General features: G+C 61.4%; 19 protein-coding genes. 9 read left to right on the forward strand and 10 right to left on the reverse strand.

Annotation, left to right across the window (positions count from 1 at the left end):
• Positions 1 to 562: 562 nt before the first annotated feature.
• Both J7E36_RS23410 and J7E36_RS23420 read left to right on the forward strand, forming a co-directional pair.
• Positions 563 to 778: a type II toxin-antitoxin system ParD family antitoxin gene (locus J7E36_RS23410; RefSeq protein WP_231286540.1), complete on the forward strand. Its 216-nt coding sequence runs from the start codon at positions 563 to 565 to the stop codon at positions 776 to 778.
• Positions 779 to 1,665: 887 nt separating this feature from the next.
• Positions 1,666 to 1,941, forward strand: a complete 276-nt coding sequence (locus J7E36_RS23420) for an I78 family peptidase inhibitor (RefSeq protein WP_215008416.1) — start codon at positions 1,666 to 1,668, stop codon at positions 1,939 to 1,941.
• Between the two features lie 310 nt (positions 1,942 to 2,251).
• Here J7E36_RS23420 and fba read toward each other — a convergent pair whose 3' ends face one another.
• The 6 genes from fba to tkt all read right to left on the reverse strand — a co-directional run bounded on the left by fba (position 2,252) and on the right by tkt (position 8,639).
• Entirely contained in the window at positions 2,252 to 3,316 is a 1,065-nt protein-coding gene (fba, locus tag J7E36_RS23425; RefSeq protein WP_003177554.1) for a class II fructose-bisphosphate aldolase, read from the reverse strand.
• A gap of 263 nt (positions 3,317 to 3,579) precedes the next feature.
• Positions 3,580 to 3,912 (reverse strand): MliC family protein, encoded by a 333-nt coding sequence (locus J7E36_RS23430; protein WP_215008418.1) that lies wholly within the window; start codon positions 3,910 to 3,912, stop codon positions 3,580 to 3,582.
• A 57-nt stretch (positions 3,913 to 3,969) separates the two neighbouring features.
• A complete protein-coding gene (locus J7E36_RS23435) occupies positions 3,970 to 4,194 on the reverse strand; it encodes a hypothetical protein (protein WP_215008420.1) in 225 nt (74 codons plus the stop codon).
• A gap of 31 nt (positions 4,195 to 4,225) precedes the next feature.
• Entirely contained in the window at positions 4,226 to 5,389 is a 1,164-nt protein-coding gene (locus J7E36_RS23440; protein WP_215008422.1) for a phosphoglycerate kinase, read from the reverse strand.
• A gap of 24 nt (positions 5,390 to 5,413) precedes the next feature.
• Positions 5,414 to 6,490, reverse strand: a complete 1,077-nt coding sequence (gene epd / locus J7E36_RS23445; protein WP_215008424.1) for an erythrose-4-phosphate dehydrogenase — start codon at positions 6,488 to 6,490, stop codon at positions 5,414 to 5,416.
• A 151-nt stretch (positions 6,491 to 6,641) separates the two neighbouring features.
• A complete protein-coding gene (gene tkt, locus J7E36_RS23450) occupies positions 6,642 to 8,639 on the reverse strand; it encodes a transketolase (RefSeq protein ID WP_215008426.1) in 1,998 nt (665 codons plus the stop codon).
• Between the two features lie 270 nt (positions 8,640 to 8,909).
• Here tkt and J7E36_RS23455 point away from each other — a divergent pair, with 270 nt between their 5' ends.
• Both J7E36_RS23455 and metK read left to right on the forward strand, forming a co-directional pair.
• Entirely contained in the window at positions 8,910 to 9,905 is a 996-nt protein-coding gene (locus tag J7E36_RS23455; RefSeq protein ID WP_215008428.1) for an ArsR/SmtB family transcription factor, read from the forward strand.
• A gap of 19 nt (positions 9,906 to 9,924) precedes the next feature.
• On the forward strand, positions 9,925 to 11,115 hold the full coding sequence (metK, locus tag J7E36_RS23460; protein WP_215008430.1) for a methionine adenosyltransferase: 1,191 nt from the start codon (positions 9,925 to 9,927) through the stop codon (positions 11,113 to 11,115).
• Positions 11,116 to 11,232: 117 nt separating this feature from the next.
• On the opposite strand, the gene J7E36_RS23465 is transcribed toward metK, so the two are convergent.
• Complete coding sequence (locus J7E36_RS23465) at positions 11,233 to 11,853, reverse strand: LysE family translocator (RefSeq protein WP_215008432.1); 621 nt, start codon at positions 11,851 to 11,853, stop codon at positions 11,233 to 11,235.
• 207 nt (positions 11,854 to 12,060) lie between these two features.
• Between J7E36_RS23465 and ligB the strand changes: the two genes are divergently transcribed.
• Both ligB and J7E36_RS23475 read left to right on the forward strand, forming a co-directional pair.
• The gene (gene ligB / locus J7E36_RS23470) at positions 12,061 to 13,734 is read left to right on the forward strand and encodes an NAD-dependent DNA ligase LigB (protein ID WP_215008434.1); all 1,674 of its coding nucleotides are present in this window, start codon (positions 12,061 to 12,063) and stop codon (positions 13,732 to 13,734) included.
• 89 nt (positions 13,735 to 13,823) lie between these two features.
• The gene (locus J7E36_RS23475; protein WP_215008436.1) at positions 13,824 to 14,219 is read left to right on the forward strand and encodes a DUF1090 domain-containing protein; all 396 of its coding nucleotides are present in this window, start codon (positions 13,824 to 13,826) and stop codon (positions 14,217 to 14,219) included.
• A 142-nt stretch (positions 14,220 to 14,361) separates the two neighbouring features.
• Here J7E36_RS23475 and J7E36_RS23480 read toward each other — a convergent pair whose 3' ends face one another.
• Positions 14,362 to 14,811 carry a c-type cytochrome gene (locus J7E36_RS23480; protein WP_215008438.1) on the reverse strand — a complete coding sequence of 150 codons (450 nt, stop codon included), beginning with the start codon at positions 14,809 to 14,811 and terminating at the stop codon, positions 14,362 to 14,364.
• A gap of 126 nt (positions 14,812 to 14,937) precedes the next feature.
• On the opposite strand from J7E36_RS23480, the gene mltA reads away from it, so the two are divergent.
• Positions 14,938 to 16,125 (forward strand): murein transglycosylase A, encoded by a 1,188-nt coding sequence (gene mltA / locus J7E36_RS23485; RefSeq protein WP_215008440.1) that lies wholly within the window; start codon positions 14,938 to 14,940, stop codon positions 16,123 to 16,125.
• A gap of 132 nt (positions 16,126 to 16,257) precedes the next feature.
• Here the strand turns inward: mltA and J7E36_RS23490 are convergent, their stop codons facing one another.
• A complete protein-coding gene (locus tag J7E36_RS23490; protein WP_215008442.1) occupies positions 16,258 to 16,641 on the reverse strand; it encodes an MAPEG family protein in 384 nt (127 codons plus the stop codon).
• Positions 16,642 to 16,902: 261 nt separating this feature from the next.
• On the opposite strand from J7E36_RS23490, the gene J7E36_RS23495 reads away from it, so the two are divergent.
• Together J7E36_RS23495 and J7E36_RS23500 are read left to right on the forward strand one after the other, a co-directional pair.
• Positions 16,903 to 18,063 (forward strand): MFS transporter, encoded by a 1,161-nt coding sequence (locus tag J7E36_RS23495; RefSeq protein ID WP_215008444.1) that lies wholly within the window; start codon positions 16,903 to 16,905, stop codon positions 18,061 to 18,063.
• A gap of 242 nt (positions 18,064 to 18,305) precedes the next feature.
• Positions 18,306 to 20,249 carry a patatin-like phospholipase family protein gene (locus J7E36_RS23500; RefSeq protein WP_215008446.1) on the forward strand — a complete coding sequence of 648 codons (1,944 nt, stop codon included), beginning with the start codon at positions 18,306 to 18,308 and terminating at the stop codon, positions 20,247 to 20,249.
• Between the two features lie 7 nt (positions 20,250 to 20,256).
• Here the strand turns inward: J7E36_RS23500 and J7E36_RS23505 are convergent, their stop codons facing one another.
• Complete coding sequence (locus tag J7E36_RS23505; protein WP_215008448.1) at positions 20,257 to 21,138, reverse strand: formate/nitrite transporter family protein; 882 nt, start codon at positions 21,136 to 21,138, stop codon at positions 20,257 to 20,259.
• Positions 21,139 to 21,318 lie beyond the last annotated feature (180 nt).

The raw sequence follows: 21,318 nt of genomic DNA on the forward strand, positions 1-21,318 counted from the left end.
GATGGGGTATGGAACGTGATCTTTGGGCCGGTGATCCTGGGTCACGTGAACGCGAGGGATGCAAAGAACGGTTATGTTTCCATCAAAGTGTCACCTATGTGAATGCACTTTTTTGTAACCCATGTGGTTGTTCCCTACATGCCCCACCACTCGGTGCCTCGCCTAGGCTCGGCATGCCCGAACGCAGGCATTGCTCCGTGGGCCCGCCGCGAAGGACCATCCATGGTCCAGCGCGGCTACCCCGGCATCCATGCCGGGGTACCCACTACGCAATACCGCCTTTCGGCCATCGTGGTTAACGGGGCGCCCCAGATCAAACCCTCGCCGAGGCGGCCTAGTAGCCGACCTGGCTCTTTGGGGTGCACGCCAGTCCCATTGTGGAATCCCATTGTGGGAGCGAGCCTGCTCGCGATAAACGGTGGGTCAGCTACGTAGATATTCCTATTGCTCTGATGCTCGTGCTTTTACTGCCCTGTCCGTCCAGATGAACGGTCCATGAGGTCATGGGCATACTTCATATAGCAGAGCAGGATTAAATCCTGTCCTATCCCGGAGCTCCATCATGCGTAGCACTCAACAATTCAGCATTACTCTGCCGAACCAGATGGCCGAGGCAGTGAAAGCCAAGGTCGCTGCCGGTGAATACGCCACTGAAAGCGAAGTCATTCGGGATGGTCTTCGTGCGCTGTTGGCTCGTGATCGTGCCTTGGAGAGCTGGCTCGTAGGCCAAGTAGCGCCAGCTTACGACGCATTGAAAGCAGACCCCTCTGTACACTGAGCGTTGACCAGGTGCGCTCCCGGTTGTCGGCAGAGCACCAGAACGCCACACGTGCCATCGACGGTTCCATCGCCGTTGAGGCGCAGGACAACTGCATCGGTGGTATGCGTCCCCTTGACGCCGATTCCTCCAGCCGCTATCAGTTTTCCATTCGACTGCAATACCAGGGTGCGCCACACTGCCGGGCGCCCGTCAACGGGAACGAAAGTGGCGTATCCCTCATTTCCGAATGTCGGCTCCAGGCTCCCATCGAATCGGTACTTGGCGACCAATGCACCTGCCCCATCAATGACGCCCGTCGCAAGGATGTGCCCACTTTCCATGACGACCAGCGGTCCGCGTAGACCCGCGGGCGCGAGAAGCATGGTGCCTCACGACCGAATGAATGATCGATTTCGCCATTAACCGTGAAGTTTTTGAATGCCCCCTAGAACGAACGCCTGGTCCTGTCTGACGTTGGCGGCTCAACCGCCGGCGGGTCGAGGGGGTGACCTCGCCAGCTATCGCCAACCTTTAGACCGTCATCCGGTTCGAGGGCAATCCAGCGCCATCCTCGCAGGTGGGTCGGATGGTAGGGCGGCTTGAATTCCGACTCGACTATTTTACTGACGTAACAGTCGTGAACACCGGACTCCATAACCAAGGCCCATTTCATATCCGCCTCTATCTATCGTTGATGCTGGATATTGGAAGTGTCGCTGCTGCTTTGAAAACGGCCTACTGTCAGTGTTGACAGCCACTAGAAGATTTACGAATACCACGCTTGAAAACGCCAGCTGAAAACTTATAAAAAACTGTCAGCTATGACAGTAGCGCTATGCATTCCCACACATCAGGCTAGCTCCACCCGCCCCCAGGCGGGGGTCCATGTAAAAGGGAGCTTAACCATGACCTTTAAACTATTGATTCTTGCAACGACCTTACTGATGGGTGTAGCCGCCCATGCGCAGGATGGTGCCTGCGATGCAACACTCGTCAAGGACCTTATCGGCAAAAAGTTCGACGCCGCTACCGAGAAGGATGCAAAGGCCCGAGCAGGAGCAGATATCGTCAGGAGCACACCGCCAGGAGGAACGTTTTTAACCAAAGACGGAGCGAACAGCAGTCGCCTCAGCATTACCGTCGACGCAGAAGGCAAGATAAAGAGCATCGAGTGCAATTAACCCATCAGCACAAAGTCGACCGAAGCACGGCCAGGAAGTACGAGCTTCGCTCCTTATTGAACTTGGAGAACCAACATGCCTCGCACGCCTGAAATCACATTCCCAGCACATAACACAGCAGGTCTCGGCCCAACCCCAAGAATTTATGGCACTGCCGAACCTAACCACAGCCTTAATCTGCACGATTAAGACGCGAAACTAGGATCCCCATGCTGGCTAGATTGGCTCACGCTCTTTCAAGCCAAAAAACAATGCAGATCCCGCGCATAAAAAACCCGCATTAATCAATGCGGGTTTTTCCGTTCTAACCTTAGTTGACCTTGGCGTTCAACTCACCCTTCAGATAACGCTGATACATGGCTTCCAGCGAAATCGGCTTGATCTTCGAAGCATTCCCCGCCGTACCAAACGCCTCATAGCGCGCAATACACACATCACGCATCGCGGTCACAGTCGCGCCAAAGAACTTACGCGGATCGAACTCGCTAGGATTGGTCGCCATCAAGCGACGCATGGCACCGGTGGACGCCAGGCGCAGGTCAGTGTCGATGTTGACCTTGCGCACGCCATACTTGATACCTTCGACGATCTCCTCAACCGGCACGCCGTAGGTTTCCTTGATGTCGCCACCGTACTGGTTGATGATCGCCAGCCACTCCTGCGGCACCGAGGACGAACCGTGCATCACCAGGTGGGTGTTGGGGATGCGCTTGTGGATTTCCTTGATACGGTCGATCGCCAGCACGTCGCCGGTCGGTGGCTTGGTGAACTTGTAGGCGCCGTGGCTGGTGCCGATGGCGATCGCCAGGGCATCGACCTGGGTTTTCTTGACGAAGTCGGCGGCTTCTTCCGGGTCGGTCAGCATCTGGCTGTGATCCAGCACGCCTTCGGCACCGATGCCGTCTTCTTCACCGGCCATGCCGGTTTCCAGCGAGCCCAGGCAGCCCAGCTCACCTTCCACCGAAACACCGCAGGCGTGAGCCATGGCGACGGTTTGCTGGGTGACGCGCACGTTGTATTCGTAATCGGTCGGGGTCTTGCCGTCTTCGCCGAGGGAGCCGTCCATCATCACCGAGCTGAAGCCCAGTTGGATGGAGCGTTGGCAGACGTCCGGGCTGGTGCCGTGGTCCTGGTGCATGCACACCGGGATGTGCGGGAATTCTTCGATGGCCGCCAGGATCAGGTGCCGCAGGAACGGGGCACCGGCGTATTTGCGGGCGCCGGCCGAAGCCTGGACGATCACCGGGGAGTCAGTCTTGTCAGCGGCTTCCATGATGGCGCGCATCTGCTCAAGGTTGTTGACGTTAAAGGCTGGGACGCCGTAGCCGAACTCGGCTGCGTGGTCCAGCATCTGACGCATGCTGATAAGTGCCATGTGTGTCTCTCTCCCGGTCGAGGGTCGTTAATCGTGCCAGCCTGCCGGAGCGGCGGCGGCTATTCAAGTCATTGCAGGTCGGACATTGGCCCTGGCTGCGAATTCGGTGTTGCCATAAACCCAAATACTGACGCGATCCTGTGGGAGCGGGCTTGCTCGCGAATGCAGCTTCACATTCAACAAAGAGGCAAGCTGACTGACCGCATTCGCGAGCAAGCCCGCTCCCACTTGGATCTGCTTCTGCAGTAATTCCGTGGTGTGTCTTACTGCGCCTTGCAACCCCGCCCGATCAAGTCATTGGTGGCGACCCAATACACCAGGCCCTCCTCACCCTTGACGTGAAACGCCAGCATGTCGTCGCTGTACAGCGAGCCCGAGGCGCCCGGTTCCTGTTTCAGGTGATAAACCTGATCGGCGCCGCCGAGGCGCACGTCGACTTCCTGATGAGCGGGATCGGTGTAGCGCCACAGTACCTTGGCCTCGCTGTCGCAGGTCCAGGTCGTCCAGCCCGCCACGGGCCCGGACGCGCTGGAAAAGCCCAACTGCGCACAACCGGCCAGCAATGCCAACGCCGCAACGGCGATCAAGCCTTTCATCGGTGTTCCTCGACCAGCGGCACATGCCGCCAGCCATGAGTTAAAGAGTCAGACCCGTCAAGGACAACCATGTTCCTTGGCCGGGGTTTGCGTCTCGTATTTGTCCAGGCCGTCCGGCCCGGAACGCTTGTTCAGCACCGGGTTGGTCTCGGCTTGCCACTCGGCCTGGTAGCAGCCTTCTTCAGGCGTTGGCGTCGCGGTTTCCGGAGCCGTGGCCTCCGGGCTGCTGGAGCAGGCCGCCATCAGCGTCGCCGCCAACAACAACGTGAACGTCTTGACCATCAGAACACTCCTTTGCCTGGCCAATGAAGCCTCAGGCCTTGGCCCGGCTTTCCAGGACTTCCACCGCTGGCAGCACTTTGCCTTCGACGAATTCGAGGAACGCGCCACCCCCGGTAGAAATGTAGGAGATCTGCTCGGCCACGCCATATTTATCGATCGCCGCCAGGGTGTCGCCGCCGCCCGCGATGGAGAACGCCGCGCTCTCGGCGATAGCCTGGGCCAGCACCTTGGTGCCGTTGCCGAACTGGTCGAACTCGAACACGCCGACCGGGCCGTTCCACAGGATGGTCTGCGACGACTTCAACAGTTCAGCGAAGTTGGCCGCGGTTTGCGGACCAATGTCGAGAATCATGTCGTCTTCGGCCACGTCGGCAATCAGCTTGACGGTAGCGACAGCGCCCTCGGCGAACTCCTTGGCGACCACCACGTCCACCGGCAACGGCACGCTGACCTTGGCGGCGATGTCCCGGGCGGTGTCCAGCAGGTCTGGCTCATACAGGGATTTGCCGACCGGGTGACCGGCGGCGGCGAGGAAGGTGTTGGCGATGCCGCCACCAACGATCAGTTGGTTGCAGACCTGGCTCAGGCTGTTGAGCACGTCGAGCTTGGTCGAGACCTTGGAGCCAGCGACGATGGCCGCCATCGGTTGGGCCGGGGCGCCCAGGGCCTTGCCCAACGCGTCCAGCTCGGCGGCCAGCAGCGGGCCGGCAGCGGCGACCTTGGCGAATTTCGCCACGCCATGGGTCGAGCCTTCGGCGCGGTGGGCGGTGCCGAAGGCGTCCATCACGAACACGTCGCACAGGGCAGCGTATTGCTGGGCCAGTTCGTCGGCGTTCTTTTTCTCGCCTTTATTGAAGCGCACGTTTTCGAACAGCACGACATCGCCGGCCTTCACGTCGACGCCGCCCAGGTAGTCGGCCACCAGCGGGACTTCGCGCCCCAAGGCCTTGCTCAGGTAATCGGCCACAGGCTTGAGGCTGTTTTCCGCCGAGAACTCGCCTTCGGTCGGACGCCCCAGGTGAGAGCAGACCATCACGGCCGCGCCTTTTTCCAGGGCCAGCTTGATGGTCGGCAGCGAAGCCAGGATGCGCGCGTCGCTGGTGACAACACCGTCCTTGACGGGGACGTTGAGGTCTTCGCGGATCAGTACGCGCTTACCTTGCAGATCGAGGTCGGACATCTTCAACACGGTCATGGGTCGCAATTCCTGGGTGACTGTTTAGAGAGCAGGTTTGTTGGAAGCAGAGGCCGCCAACGAAGTCGCCGCTTGCAGGTAATGTTCCGCAACGTCGAGCATTCGGTTGGCGAAACCCCATTCGTTGTCGAACCAGGCCAGGATGTTCACAAGCCGCGGCCCGGAAACCCGGGTCTGGCTGGCATCGACAATGGCCGAATGAGGGTCATGGTTAAAATCACAACTGGCATGAGGCAACTCGGTGTAGGCCAGCAGGCCTTTGAGCGGGCCGCTGGTGGCGGCTTCGCGCAGGATCCGGTTGACCTCGGTGGCATCGGTATCGCTTACGGTCTGCATCGTAATGTCGAGGCAGGACACGTTCACCGTCGGCACCCGCACGGCTTTGGCCTGAATTCGCCCCGCAAGTTCCGGCAGCAGCCGCTCGATGCCACGCGCCAGACCAGTGGACACCGGAATCACCGATTGGAACGCCGAACGGGTGCGACGCAGGTCCTCATGGTGATAGGCGTCGATGACCGGCTGGTCGTTCATCGCCGAGTGGATGGTGGTGATCGACACATATTCCAGGCCAATGGCCTGGTCCAGCAGGCGCAGCAGCGGCACGCCGCAGTTGGTGGTGCAGGACGCGTTGGACACCAGCAACTCATCGCCGGTCAGGCAATCCTGGTTCACGCCATAGACGATGGTCGCGTCCACATCCGCTTCGCTGGCCATCGGCTGGGAGAACAGCACCCGTGGCGCACCGGCCGCGAGAAAGCGCTGGCCATCTTCGCGGGTGTGGTAGGCGCCGGAACATTCGAGCACCAGATCGACGTCCAGGGACGCCCAGTCGATGCCTTCGGGGGTGGCACTGCGCAGGACCTTCACGCAGTCGCCATTGATATGCAGACAGTCGCCCTCGACTCGTACTTCGCCGGGAAACCGGCCGTGGGTGGAGTCAAAGCGTGTCAGGTATTCGATGCTGGCCATGTCGGCCAGGTCGTTGATCGCGACAATCTCGAACCCGGCCCTCGCCCCTCGCTCGAACAACGCACGCAAGACGCAACGGCCAATCCGGCCGTAGCCGTTGAGTGCAACTTTGTAGGGACGCGGTTGGGGCATGGGGGTCTCGATTACCGTGATGAATCCTTCAGTTCGTTGCTGCCTGAACCATCGCCATCGCGAGCAGGCTCGCTCCCACTGGGATCTCCACGGACCCTGTGGGAGCGAGCCTGCTCGCGATGGCGTCGGAACAAACGACGCAATTTTCGGATCAGTCTTCCAGCAACTCTTCAGCCTGCCCCAGGATGTTTTCCAGGGTAAAGCCGAATTCCTCGAACAGCGCCGACGCAGGCGCCGATTCGCCGTAGGTGGTCATGCCGATCACGCGACCTTCCAGGCCGACGTACTTGTACCAGTAATCGGCATGGGCAGCCTCGATGGCGATCCGGGCGCTGACCTGCAGCGGCAGCACCGCCTGCTTGTAGCCGGCGTCCTGGGCATCGAACACGCTGGTGCATGGCATCGACACCACGCGCACGTTGCGGCCCTGCTCGGTCAGCTTGTCGTAGGCCTGGACAGCGAGGCCGACTTCGGAGCCGGTGGCGATCAGGATCAGGTCAGGCTCGCCGATGCAGTCCTTGAGCACGTAGCCACCGCGGCTGATGTCGCCGATCTGGTCAGTATCGCGGTTCTGGTGCTGCAGGTTCTGACGGGAGAAGATCAGCGCCGACGGGCCGTCGTTACGCTCGAGGGCATGCTTCCAGGCCACTGCCGATTCCACGGCGTCGCAAGGGCGCCAGGTGTCCAGGTTCGGCGTGCAGCGCAGGCTTGCCAGTTGCTCGATCGGCTGGTGAGTCGGGCCGTCTTCGCCCAGGCCGATGGAGTCGTGGGTGAACACATACAGAATGCGTTTTTTCATCAGCGCCGACATGCGCACGGCGTTGCGAGCATATTCCATGAACATCAGGAAGGTGGCGCCGTAAGGCACCAGGCCGCCGTGCAGCGCGACGCCGTTCATGATCGCGCTCATGCCGAACTCGCGCACACCGTAGTACATGTAGTTGCCGCTGGCGTCTTCAGCGCTGACGCCCTTGCAGCCTTTCCACAGGGTCAGGTTGGAACCGGCCAGGTCAGCCGAGCCGCCGAGCAACTCCGGCAGCAGTGGGCCAAAGGCGTTCAGGGTGTTCTGGCTGGCCTTGCGGCTGGCGATGGTCTCGCCCTTGGCCGCGACTTCAGCGATGTACGCCGAGGCTTTTTCGGCGAAATCGGCCGGCAGCTCGCCGCTGAGGCGACGCACCAGCTCGTTGGCCAGCTCAGGGAATTCGGCGGAATAGCCGGCGAAGCGCTGATCCCATTCGGCTTCGGTCGCGCGGCCTTTTTCCTTGGCGTCCCATTCGGCATAGATGTCAGCCGGAATTTCGAACGGGCCGTGGCTCCACTTCAACGCAGCGCGGGTCAGGGCGATTTCCTCGGCACCCAATGGCGCGCCGTGACAGTCTTCCTTGCCTTGCTTGTTCGGCGAGCCGAAACCGATGGTGGTCTTGCAGCAGATCAGGGTCGGCTGGGCGCTTTTGCGGGCGGTCTCGATGGCGGTCTTGATTTCTTCCGGATCGTGGCCGTCGACGTTGCGGATCACCAGCCAGTTGTAGGCCTCGAAACGCTTGGGGGTGTCGTCGGTGAACCAGCCTTCGACTTCGCCGTCGATGGAGATGCCGTTGTCGTCATAGAAGGCGATCAGCTTGTCCAGGCCCAGGGTACCGGCCAGGGAGGCCACTTCGTGGGAAATGCCTTCCATCATGCAGCCATCACCGAGGAACACGTAGGTGTGGTGATCGACGACGTTATGGCCTGGACGGTTGAACTGCGCCGCCAGGACTTTTTCCGCGAGGGCGAAGCCCACGGCGTTGGCAAGGCCCTGGCCCAGCGGACCGGTGGTGGTTTCCACGCCAGGGGTGTAGCCGTATTCCGGGTGGCCCGGGGTGCGGCTGTGCAGCTGGCGGAAGTTCTTCAGGTCATCGATCGACAGGTCGTAGCCGGTCAGGTGCAGCAGCGAATAGATCAACATCGAGCCGTGACCGTTGGACAGCACGAAGCGGTCGCGGTCAGCAAACGATGGGTTGCTCGGGCTGTGCTTGAGGTAGTCGCGCCAAAGCACCTCGGCGATATCCGCCATACCCATGGGGGCACCGGGATGGCCGCTGTTGGCTTTCTGCACGGCATCCATGCTGAGGGCACGAATGGCATTGGCACGCTCACGACGGCTGGGCATCGCTGATCTCCTGCGGGAATTGAATCGAGAATGAATAAAACGAAACTGAAAAAGGCGAGCATTTTCCCTCACGCACCCGCCCGGGGCAATGACAGATAGTCATCCGCGGGTGTTTTTCGGGTGGATAACGTCGCATTCGCCGGGTGAAACCTTTCCGCTGACGGATTGTAGAGTCAAGCACACACGGGGAAGTGCCATTTATCAAGCAATATCAAAACTTTTTGATATTGAACTTGCGATGCGCCGCCCCCCTCACTAGACTGCGGCCCTATGAACTTACACGTGCCTTCCATTCGCCACGACGATTGCGATGAGCTGGCGGCCCTTTGCAAGGCCGGCGGCGATCCGTTGCGGCTCAATGTATTGCGCGCCCTGGCTAACGACTCGTTCGGCGTACTGGAACTGGCGCAGATTTTCGACATCGGCCAGTCCGGCATGAGCCACCACCTCAAGGTCCTGGCCCAGGCCGACCTGGTGGCGACGCGCCGGGAAGGCAACGCCATTTTCTATCGCCGCGCCCTGCCCCACACCGACCTTCTGGGCGGCAAGCTGCACGCTGCGCTGCTGGACGAAGTGGACGCCCTGCACCTGCCGACCGAAGTGCAGGCACGCATCGCCCAGGTCCACAGGCAACGAGCGGCCGCCAGCCAGGATTTTTTCGCCCGGGTCGCCGAGAAGTTTCGCGCCCAGCAAGACCTGATTGCCGGCTTGCCGCAATACCGCGAAAGCGTGGTGACGCTGCTCGACAAACTAAGCTTCGAGCCCACTGCCACCGCAATCGAAGTCGGCCCCGGCGACGGTGCGTTCCTGCCGGAGCTGGCGCAACGTTTTCATCAGGTCACGGCGCTGGACAACAGCCCGGCCATGCTCGAACTGGCACGCCAGGTGTGTGAGCGCGAAAACCTGGCTAACGTCAGCCTGCAACTGGCCGATGCCTTGGACGGCGTCAATCTGCAGGCCGACTGCGTTGTATTGAATATGGTGCTTCACCACTTTGCCGCGCCGGCCGATGCACTCAAGCACATGGCCGAGCTGCTGAAAGCGGGCGGCAGCCTGCTGGTGACCGAGTTATGCAGCCACAACCAGAGCTGGGCCAGGGAGGCCTGCGGAGATCTCTGGCTGGGATTTGAACAGGATGACCTGGCCCGTTGGGCCTCCGCTGCGGGCCTCGTGCCCGGGGAAAGCCTCTACGTAGGCTTACGCAATGGTTTCCAGATCCAGGTTCGCCACTTTCAGCGACCGACTGGCGACACTCACCAACGGTAACTTGTAGGAAAACATCGAGATGAGCGAATACTCCCTTTTCACCTCCGAGTCCGTGTCTGAAGGGCATCCGGACAAAATCGCCGACCAGATCTCTGATGCGGTGCTGGACGCCATCATTGCTGAAGACAAGTTCGCCCGCGTGGCGTGCGAGACCCTGGTGAAAACGGGCGTGGCAATCATCGCCGGCGAAGTCACCACATCGGCCTGGGTCGACCTGGAACAGATCGTCCGCGACGTCATCCTGGGCATCGGCTACAACAGCTCCGAGGTCGGCTTCGACGGCGCGACCTGCGGCGTGATGAACATCATCGGCAAGCAATCGGTGGACATCGCCCAAGGCGTCGACCGCAGCAAGCCGGAAGATCAGGGCGCAGGCGACCAGGGCCTGATGTTCGGCTATGCCAGCAACGAAACCGACGTGCTGATGCCGGCTCCGATCACCTTCTCGCACCAGTTGGTGCAGCGCCAGGCCGAGGCCCGCAAATCCGGCCTGCTGCCGTGGCTGCGTCCGGACGCCAAGTCCCAGGTCACCTGCCGCTATGAAAACGGCAAGGTGGTGGGTATCGACGCCGTCGTACTGTCCACCCAGCACAATCCAGAGGTTTCGTACAAAGACCTGCGCGAAGGCGTGATGGAGCTGATCGTCAAGCACGCGCTGCCTGCCGAGTTGCTGACCAAGGACACCCAGTACCACATCAACCCGACCGGCAACTTCATCATCGGCGGCCCGGTGGGCGACTGTGGCCTGACCGGTCGCAAGATCATCGTCGACAGCTACGGCGGCATGGCCCGTCACGGTGGCGGCGCGTTCTCCGGCAAAGACCCATCGAAGGTGGACCGTTCGGCGGCCTACGCCGGTCGTTACGTGGCCAAGAACATCGTCGCCGCAGGCCTGGCCGAGCGTTGCGAGATCCAGGTGTCCTACGCCATCGGCGTCGCCCAACCGACGTCGATCTCGTTGAACACCTTCGGCACCGGCAAGATCGGCGACGACAAGATCATCAAGCTGGTGCGTGAAGTGTTCGACCTGCGTCCTTACGCCATCACCACCATGCTCGACCTGCTGCACCCGATGTACCAGGAAACCGCCGCCTACGGTCACTTCGGCCGCACGCCGCAAACCCGGACCGTCGGCGACGACACCTTCACCACCTTCACCTGGGAAAAAACCGACCGCGCCGACGCCCTGCGCGCCGCTGCCGGCCTGTAATACCCCTGTTGTGAAAAAGCCCCTGGCGATCAAGTCGCCAGGGGCTTTTTCATGCGTGGCCGCTGTGGGAGCAAGGCTTGCCCGCAATAAAGGCAATGAAATCTATCTCCTGGTGTTTCAGGAGCGGCGCGCCACCAGCAAAAACGAGGCCGCGCTCGCCAGCAGCCCCGCACACAGCCGATTGAACAAACGCTTGCCACTTGGCCGCGCAAACAGCCGCCGCGCATGAATGCCCATGTAGCAATAGAGCCCGATGGCAATGCACTCCAACGCCAGGAACAGCCCGCCCAGCATGGCAAATTGTTGGGTGATGTCGCCTGCGCGGTCGACGAACTGCGGCAGAAACGCGGTAAACAACAGGATCGCCTTCGGATTGCCGATTGCCACCAGGAATTCCTGGCGCGCCAGATTGGCCATCCCCTTCGACGCGACCACGGCTTCGCTGTCGGCTTCGGGCCGGGCCCGCCACAACTGCACGGCCAGGTAGAACAGATAACCGGCCCCGACGAGCTTGATCCCCAGGAACAACAACTCCGACGTGTGCAGCACCGCAGTGAGCCCCGCCGCCGCCAGGGCAATCATGATCGCAAACGCCAGCAACCGACCGATGCCGCCGCTGCACGCCCGGGCGAAGCCATAACGCGAGGCGTTGCTGATGGACAGCAGGTTATTCGGCCCCGGCGCCATGTTCAGGGCAAAACAGGCCGGGATGAAAACAGCGAGTGTCGTCAGGTCCATCGAAGGCATTCCAGGCAAGAGTCGATCGAGGACTCATTCTGCGCCGCCCCGTGACGGCTTCAAGAGACAGTTGCGCGGCTAAATCGCATCGGACTGTACCGCCGCGACTTCGCCATCAGGCTTGGTAAAACCCGGTAATGGTCCGGTGCGCCCAAGGTTCGCGACAGCGACTAGCCTTGCGGTGACTCAACGAGCAAGGATGCCTCGATGCCACCGTTATCGCTTTTACTCGCCTGTCTTGTCTTCATTGCCAGCCCCGTTATCGCGGCGCCCTGTCCCGACTGGCCCGCTGAGCGGGCCCACGCAGAGGTCACTGCCCTGCAACGGCAAGTCGACGCCTGGGACGACAGCTATCACCGTGGCGGCCATTCGCCGGTGGCTGATGAACTCTACGATCAGGCTCGCCTGCAACTGGGCCAATGGCGTCGTTGCCTTGGCCTGGAGATGCCGGCCAGCCCTTTGCGCACGGCAGGAGGAAAGGTGCCGCACCCGGTGGTTCATACCGGTTTGGAAAAGCTCAAGGATGCCGCAGCGGCGCAGGCCTGGCTGCACGGTCGTGAGAATGTCTGGGCCCAGCCGAAAGTCGATGGCGTGGCCGTCACGCTGATTTACCGCAAGGGCTTGCTGCACCAGGCGATCAGCCGTGGCAACGGTGTCCGGGGGCACGATTGGACCTTGAATGCAGAAAAAATCGGCGCCATCCCCCAACAGTTGCAGCAACCCCTGGACCTGCTCGTGCAGGGCGAGCTGTATTGGCGACTGGACGGCCACGTCCAGGCCAGCAGCGGAAGCCGCAACGCTCGGGGGACGGTGGCGGGCTTGATGGCGCGGCGCAATCTGACGGCGCAGGAAGCGGCGCACATCGGCCTGTTTGTCTGGGACTGGCCCGAGGGGCCGGACACCCTGCCCGACCGGATGACAGCCTTGGGCAAGCTGGGCTTCGCGGACACCGTCGCCTATAACCAGCCTGTCCAGGCCCTGGCCGACGCCGAGCATTGGCGCGACCACTGGTATCGCACGCCGCTGCCGTTCGCCAGCGACGGCATCGTCCTGCGCCAAAGCCACCGCCCGAGTGCCGACCGCTGGCAGGCCCGGGCGCCATTCTGGAGCGTGGCCTGGAAGTACCCACATGCACAGGCGCTGGCCGAAGTACGCAAGGTGCGCTTCAGGATCGGTCGAACCGGACGGATCACGCCGGTACTGGACCTTGAACCCACCCTGCTCGACGACCGACGGATCCGCCGGGTGAGCGTCAGCTCCCTCAAGCGCTGGGAAGAACTCGACATCCGTCCCGGCGACCGGGTCGCCATCAGCCTGGCCGGGCTGACGATTCCGCGACTCAACGGCGTCGTCTTGCGCAGTATCGTCAGGGAAGCCGTCAATGCTCCGGTGGCAGACGACTATCACCTGTTGAGCTGCTGGCAACCGACACCCGGCTGCGAAAGCCAGTTTCTCGCGCGCCTGAACTGGCTCAGCGGCAAACAGGGGCTTGCCCTGCCCCATGTCGGCCCCGGCACCTGGGAAAAACTCCTGACGGCCGGTCGACTCGACGGTTTGCTGGATTGGATGACCCTCGATGCCGCCGAGCTTGTTAACATGAGCGGCTTCGGCGAACTCAGCAGCAAGCGCCTGCTCACCAGTCTGCACAGCGCCCGACAGCGTCCCTTCGGGCAATGGCTCAAGGCCCTTGGCCTGCCGTCCGCTGGCGAGGCTCGATTGGAAGGCCCCTGGCAGACGCTGGCCGAGCGCAGCACCGAACAATGGCAAGCCGAAGCCGGTATCGGACCGGGCCGCGCCGCGCAATTGAGCGCGTTCTTTCGCGACCCTCAGGTGTTGGCCTTGAGTGAGGTATTACGTACCGCCGGGGTCGACGGGTTCTGATCCGCGCTCGGGCGGTTGAACCCGAAGGGCCATTTGTGCTCCAACAGCGCATCTGTGCCGACCGCTCGCGATTTAATTACGGAGTTGCTATGAATTTCCTGTCCCCCGTTGCCCTGCTGGTCTTGTGCAGCGCCATGGCCGCCCCGTTGATGGCGGACGAGCAAGCGCCGGAACTCACCGGCTGCGCGGCCAAGCGCCAAGGCATCATCAACCAGATCGAACTGGCCAAGTCCCGTGGCAATCAGGACCAGCAGGCGGGCCTGGAAACGGCGCTGAGCGAAGTCACCAGCCATTGCACCGACGCGTCCTTGCGCAAGGAGCGTGAAAGCAAGGTGCTGGACGCCAAGCACGAAGTCAGCCGGCGCCAGGCCGACCTGGAAAAAGCCATGAAAAAAGGCGACGCCGAGCGGATCAACAAGCGCAAGGACAAGCTGGCAGCCTCCCGCAAGGAACTGCAGGAAGCGGTGGATGAGTTGGATAAGTAGCAGCTACAAGCTACAAGCTACAAGCTACAAGCTACAAGCTACAAGCTACAAGCTACAAGCTACAAGCTACAAGCTACAAGCTTCGGCGGACCGCGAGCCCTTTACTTGCAGCTTGTAGCTGGCAACTTGAAACTGCCCCACTTCAATAATCCCGAAACTCCTTATGACAGGCACTGCACGCATCCTCGACCTTTTGCACCGCCGGCCCCAGGTTGCTGGCCTTGTAGGGCTGGAGCTTGCTGGCAATCACCAACTCACCGGTCGCCGCTTCAAGATTGCGCGCCAGTTCCTGGAAGCGCGCCTGTTTTTGCCAGACCTCATCCCGGGCGCTGGTGTGGTCTTGCTCGCGTACCTGCGGGAAGTGTTTCCACGGCTCATGGGACAGTTGATCGAGTTGCACCGCGCCCTCGGTGAATCGCGCACCGTCGAACGGGACGCGACCACGCAACATGCCGCCCAGCTCTTCGCCGGTCTTGAGCATCTGTTTGAAGATCGACTTGCGCTGGCCCAAGGGAGAATCGGGATCGACGCCGCCACAGGCGGACAACAGCAGGCAGGCCAGCACGGCCACGGAAAATCGTTTTACAAACATCTTGGCCTCGGGACAGGAAACGGCGGTTAGTATCCTCGCGTCATCGGCAAAGACCAATGGCCCTATCAACAATACGGGTTGTTCGAGTGCATGGCAGCGTTCGAATGACTGTAAAGGAAAATCTTCATGAACAGCCGCTTCAAGACCTGGCACCTGGGCCTGGCGTTGACCCTACCGCTGATCGCGCTGCTGGCCGGCTGCAATCGTGGTGAAAAAACCGAAGCGCCCCAGACCCACGCCCTCGCCACTTACGCCAGCGCGTCTTGGGAAGCGCTGCCGCCCGTGTCCGATCAGGATCTGTTGGCCGGTTTCGCCTCCTGGCGCAGTGCCTGCACCCGACTCAAGGCGGATCCGACCTGGGGCCCGACCTGCGCGGCGGCAGCCAATGTGCCGCAGTCTGCGGCGAATGTGCGCAACTTTCTGAAACAGCACCTGGACGTCTATGGCCTGCGCTCGGGGGACAACAGCCCCAACGGCCTGATCACCGGCTATTACGAACCGGTCTATCCCGGCAGCCTCACCCCGACCGCCACGGCGAATATCCCGGTGTACGGCGTACCCGACGACATGATCATCGTCGCACTGGACAGTCTCTATCCCGAGCTCAAGGGCAAGCGCCTGCGCGGTCGTCTCGAAGGCCGGGTGCTCAAGCCCTACGACGACGCGGCCAGCATCGAAACCAAAGGGGTGAAGGCGCCGGTGATCGCCTGGCTGACCGACCCGATGAACCTGCAGTTCCTGCAAATCCAGGGCTCGGGTCGGATTCGACTCGATGATGGTCGCCAGTTGCGCATTGGCTATGCGGACCAGAACGGCCACCCTTATCGGCCTATCGGCCGCTGGTTGGTTGACCAGGGTGAGCTGAAGAAGGAAGACGTGACCATGGGCACCATCGCGGCCTGGGCCAAGGCCAACCCGAAGCGGATTCCCGAGTTGCTGGGCAGTAACCCCAGCTACGTGTTTTTCAACCGCAACCCCGATAGCAACGAAGGCCCGCGAGGCTCGCTGAATGTGCCGCTGACGGCGGGCTACAGCGTGGCGGTGGATCGCAAGGTGATTCCACTGGGCAGCCTGCTGTGGCTTTCCACGACACGCCCCGACGGCAGCGCCTTGAACCGGCCCGTCGCCGCCCAGGACACCGGTGGCGCAATCACCGGTGAAGTGCGGGCGGACCTGTTCTGGGGCACCGGCGATGCCGCAGGGCAATTGGCCGGGGACATGAAACAGCAGGGACAGATCTGGATGCTCTGGCCCAAGGGCACGGCGCTGCCGCAAGTGCCGCAGGTGACGGATGCGGTCAGCGCCAAACCTTGAGGGACTTGTCGCCAGTACCGCCCTCATCGCGAGCAGGCTCGCTCCCACATGTCATGCTCAGCGCCGAGCAAGTGTGGGAGCGAGCCTGCTCGCGATAGGGCCAGCACAGGCACCAGGAGTCAGCAGCCAGGCTCAAACCGAAACAAAGAAGAAACTCAAGACCAGCCCCACCCCCACGAACCACACCAGCGAACGAAGGATCGCCCAGTCCGCCAGGTAGCAGATGATGTAGAGCAGGCGGCTGGTGATGAACAGCACTGCCAACACGTTGATGGTCACCAACTCGGCATTGCCGGCCAGGTGCGCAACGATCACTGCAGCGGCGAACGCCGGGGCGATTTCAAAACTGTTGAGCTGCGCGGCATAGGCGCGCCGTGGCCAGCCGTCGAGCGTTTCGAGAAAATCCCGGGGGTCATGGTTGTCACGCAACCGGTATTTTCCGCCGGCCTTGGCAAGGCCAATGCACAGGTAAGGCAGGATGATCGCAATCAAGATACACCACAGGGCAACCGTCATGACGCAGTTCCTTCTTTGAGTTTCATGGAAAAATAGAGCTTCAGGGCGCCGCTCAGAGTTTCATCATCCGCATACCAACCCACACCAGAGACGAACGGGTTCGCGATCCAGGGGCAGCTGTTTATACTGCACGCAACCACGCCGCACTCAGTTGCGCATATTCCAATTCCAATAATTCCGCTGATACCCGGTTTCACTTGAGCCCGGTGTCGGCCTGCGTATGCCTGAACAGCGTCAAGACTACAGACAGAGACCTTGCGCATGCCACTCGCCTTGCTTGCTTTGGCCGTCGCCGCTTTCGGCATCGGCACGACTGAATTCGTCATCATGGGGCTGTTGCCCGATGTCGCTCGCGACCTCGCCGTGAGCATACCTCACGCCGGGTTGCTGATCACCGGCTACGCCCTGGGCGTGGTGTTCGGCGCGCCGGTCCTGGCCGTCGGCACCGCCAACATGCCGCGCAAGGCAACGCTGCTGGGCATGACCCTGATGTTCATTCTGGGCAACGTGCTCTGCGCCCTGGCGCCCAACTATGCGACGCTGATGGCCGCGCGGGTCATCACGGCGCTGTGCCACGGGGCGTTCTTCGGCATCGGTTCGGTGGTGGCCGCCGGGCTGGTGGCGCCGAACAAACGGGCCCAGGCGATTGCCATGATGTTCACCGGCCTGACCCTGGCCAACGTCCTCGGCGTGCCGCTGGGCACGGCCCTGGGACAATATGCCGGCTGGCGCTCGACGTTCTGGGCCGTGTCGGTCATCGGCGTGATCGCAGCCATTGCCCAATGGGCCTGGCTGCCCAAGGACATCCCCACGGAGAAAGCCAACCTGGCCAGCGAGTTCAAGGTGCTGGGCAAGGTCAACGTGTTGCTGGCCCTGGGCATGAGCGTGCTCGCTTCCACGAGTTTGTTCAGTGTGTTCACCTACATCGCGCCGATCCTGCAGGACATCACCGGCGTCAGCCCTCACGGCGTCACCGTCATGCTGCTGTTGTTCGGTGTTGGCCTGACGGCAGGCAGTTTTCTCGGCGGGCGCCTGGCCGACCGCCGCCTGTTGCCGGCCTTGGTGGCGATGACCCTGGCCGTTGTCCTGGTCCTGGCCGCGTTCAGCCAGACCAGCCGATCGGTGATCCCGGCGGCGATCACCCTGGTGCTCTGGGGCATCTTTGCCTTCGCCCTGTGCCCGATCCTGCAACTGCTGATCATCGATCAGGCCCACGAAGCACCGAATCTCGGCTCGACCCTGAACCAGAGCGCATTCAACCTCGGCAACGCGGCGGGGGCCTGGATCGGCGGGCTGGTGGTTGCCAGTGGGGCGGACCTGGCGGATTTGCCGTGGACGGGAGCCGTGGTCAGCGGCCTCACGCTATTGACCGCCTTGTTCTTTATCCGTCGACAACGACGCTTGGCGGCAATCGCTGTTTGAGGGTCTGAGAAACCTGCCCTGCCCGTGCGCGAATGGGCGACGCCTTCAGTAAGACGTTGTACCCATCCGTGCGGGTTGTTTTACCGACCTTCCGGAAGCCCTGTTCCAGAGCGCTTTTCATAGACATCCGCCGACGGCTGTTCGCAGCCGGCGGATAGTTGTCCAATTGCGTCACAGCGTAATTAGCCTTCAGATCTTGCTTACAGTTCCGCTCCCCCTCCAGGCACACGGAACGAACCAGAATGCCAGTAATCTCGCGACACTCCCCTTCCCCTTACATTTTTCAAAACTTGGGCCAGCTCGCAAAACAAGCGCTCCCGGAATTTCCCCAACCATTGGCCTGCGGCGCGACGGACCGGTCGATCACCCTCGTTCGAAATGAAGACGGTAACGCCCAAGTCAGTATGAAGCGGCCTCCCATCACAGAACTGGTCCTGAGCGGCGGTGGCGCCAAGGGAGTAGCTTATTCCGGATTCGTCGATACACTCGAAGCCAACGGCGTCATGGACACGATCAGAACGATTTCAGGCTCCTCTGCGGGGGCCATATCGGCAGCGCTGCTCGCCAGCGGTATGAATCATGAGGGCTTCGACAGGATCTCTGATGATATCCCCCTCATCTCCTTGCTCGACAGCACCCACCCTAATGTCAGGAAAATCCAGAACGGGTTGTCGAGACTGGGCGAGAAACTGGAAAAACTCCCACTGGCACAGTTGCTGTGTGATTTGCTGCCACGCCTGGGCTCCAAAGGAATGCCACTGGAGAAACTGATCAGGGAAGAGGCTTGCACGGCGCTTTTGCAGCGTTGCAAAGAACACCCAAAGCCTCTTTCCGAAGAAGCGCAACGAGCCGTTGCCAATGTGGAAAGGAACCAATACGTCACGTTTGCCGACCTGGCAGCCCTGAGCAAAGAAATCCCGCAAATCAAATCCGTGGAAATCACCGGCACGGCCATGTTCGAGGAAGGCACGCAACTGGTGGTCTTCAGCGCGGACCTGACCCCCGACATGGACATTGCCGTGGCCGCGCATATCTCCGCGTCGCTGCCGCTGGTGTTCGGCAAGCCGACGTTGCAGGGGCAGCCGTTCCAACCGATGGGCGCAACCACGGCATGTGCCGATGGCGGCATCCTGAACAACACACCGGTACCTGACCTCTATAACCCGGCCGCCTTCCTGAGTCCGATCCCGGACAGCGAACCTTTGATCCTGGTATTCGAGGCCGAGGAAGCGAACCAGGAAACCCAGCGAGGCACGGGGATATCGGCGCTGGTCGACAGAGTGCTCAAGGCCCCTCATACGGCCAGTTCTGCGTGGAATGCCAAACAACTGAAGCACTATGCCGAGCAGACTGTCGTAGTACGAATGAAAACAGATGAAGGCGATTATCGCGGCCTGTTAGGCGGGACGGTCAATTTCAGGATGTCCAAGGACACCAAGAATCATCTCCAGGAAGAACTGCGCAAGGATGTCCAGACCCATCTGGACAAGCGCGACGCCACGCAGCAAACCTTTTCGTTTGCCTCGATCGAGGACGCCCTGTTGGCGTTGAGCGACACCGATTTCGAGCAACTGAGCGCAGAACTGGAAGGCGACGAGGCCTGCGCCGAGGTGATCGCCTTCAGGGGGCAGGCGCAACGCGCCCTGGCGCAATTGAAGGAATCGATCCAGGAGGCCAACAAGACGTCCGCCGCGCTTGAACCCACGCCGTCGATGCACCAGGCCATCTGGGCCCTCGACCAACTTGCAGATCATCCTGGCAAGCTGGAATGGCTAGCCAAACGCCTCAATCAGGGCAGTGACCCGGATTTCATGCAGTTCCTCCAGGCGGCCACCAAATGGGACAAGGGCGCGCCCGGCGTCATTTCCGAAGTGACCCATCACGCTGTCGAGAACATGCACCTGCAGGACATTGCCACGCGCATCCGTAATGTGGTGCAAAACGTGCTGAACCCCGCGCGCTTTCTCAACGGCCAGCCCGAGGCGAACATCAAGCTGATAAACGGGGTGATCCGCGACCTGCAGGACATGCAAGGTCCAAACGCGTCCCACCATTCAGGTGAGCAGAGGATCGCGTTCAACCATTCACTTGAGCGCGTCATCGCGAACTACAGGTCGCGTTACACGGGGATGCTCAACCCGGAGTCAACCACCCGCGAGACACTGCGCAACATGCAGTTCAAATAGCCGACGCTTACGGCGAGTCGCTGCGCCGCGCCAGTGTCGCGGAGGGCTTGTCTTTGGGCAGGCCGACTTCGCTGCGGATCTGCGCATGGCTGATCAAGGCGAAGATGAAGCTCCCGCCGACGATGTTGCCTGCCAGCGTCGGCCCGGCGAAGACCAACCAGAAGTCCCCCCAAGACAACTGGCCGGCGAAAACCAGGTAGGACACTTCGGCCGAGCCAACGACAATGTGGGTGAAATCGCCAAGCGCCATGAGGTAAGTGATCAGGATGATGGTCCACATCTTGGCGCTTTCCATGGAAGGGATCATCCAGACCATGGTGGCGATCATCCAGCCGGAAATGATGCCCTTGGCAAACATCTGGCCGGTGTCGTTTTCCATGACCTTGCGGCCGATCTCCAGGAAAGCCAGGTCGGTGCGCTGGTCGAAAATCGGCAGGTGCAGCATCACGTAGGCCACCAGCAAGGTGCCGCACAGGTTGCCTACCAGCACCACGCTCCAGAGCCGCAGCAACCGGCCGAAATTGCCCAGGGTGGGTTTGCTCATGACCGGCAGCACGGCGGTCAGGGTGTTTTCGGTGAACAACTGCTGACGAGCCAGGATCACCGCGAGAAAGCCTGCGCAGTAGCCGAAGCTGGCGATCACCTTGAAGCCTTCGTGGTCCGGCAGCCGGGAGCTGAGCAACCCCATCGCCATCAACGACAGGCCCATGGTCAACCCCGCCGCCAGGGCCGACCACCAGAGCGCGGCGACACTGCGCTCCAGCTCCTGATTGCCCTGGGTGCGAATGATTTCATGCAATACCGCCGCCCGGGGCGGCTGGTTGCGGTCAACCTCTTTCTGTTCCTGAGCCGAAAGGTCGGGGGTCTTGCCGTCTTTGTGAGTGTCCATATAGCTCCTGAACCGGTGGCGTGATGTAGCTACGACACGCGGCGTACGGAGCTGTTCAGTGACGCAATGTTCACGGCGGCTCCGGAACCGTCATCGCGAGCAGGCTCGCTCCCACAAGGGGCCTGCAGCGGCCCCGGAATTCATGACCTCTGAAGTTCAAATGATTGGGTGGAGGCAACA

Origin of the sequence: Pseudomonas fluorescens (assembly GCF_018614775.1) — a bacterium.
Taxonomy (GTDB): domain Bacteria; phylum Pseudomonadota; class Gammaproteobacteria; order Pseudomonadales; family Pseudomonadaceae; genus Aquipseudomonas; species Aquipseudomonas fluorescens_BY.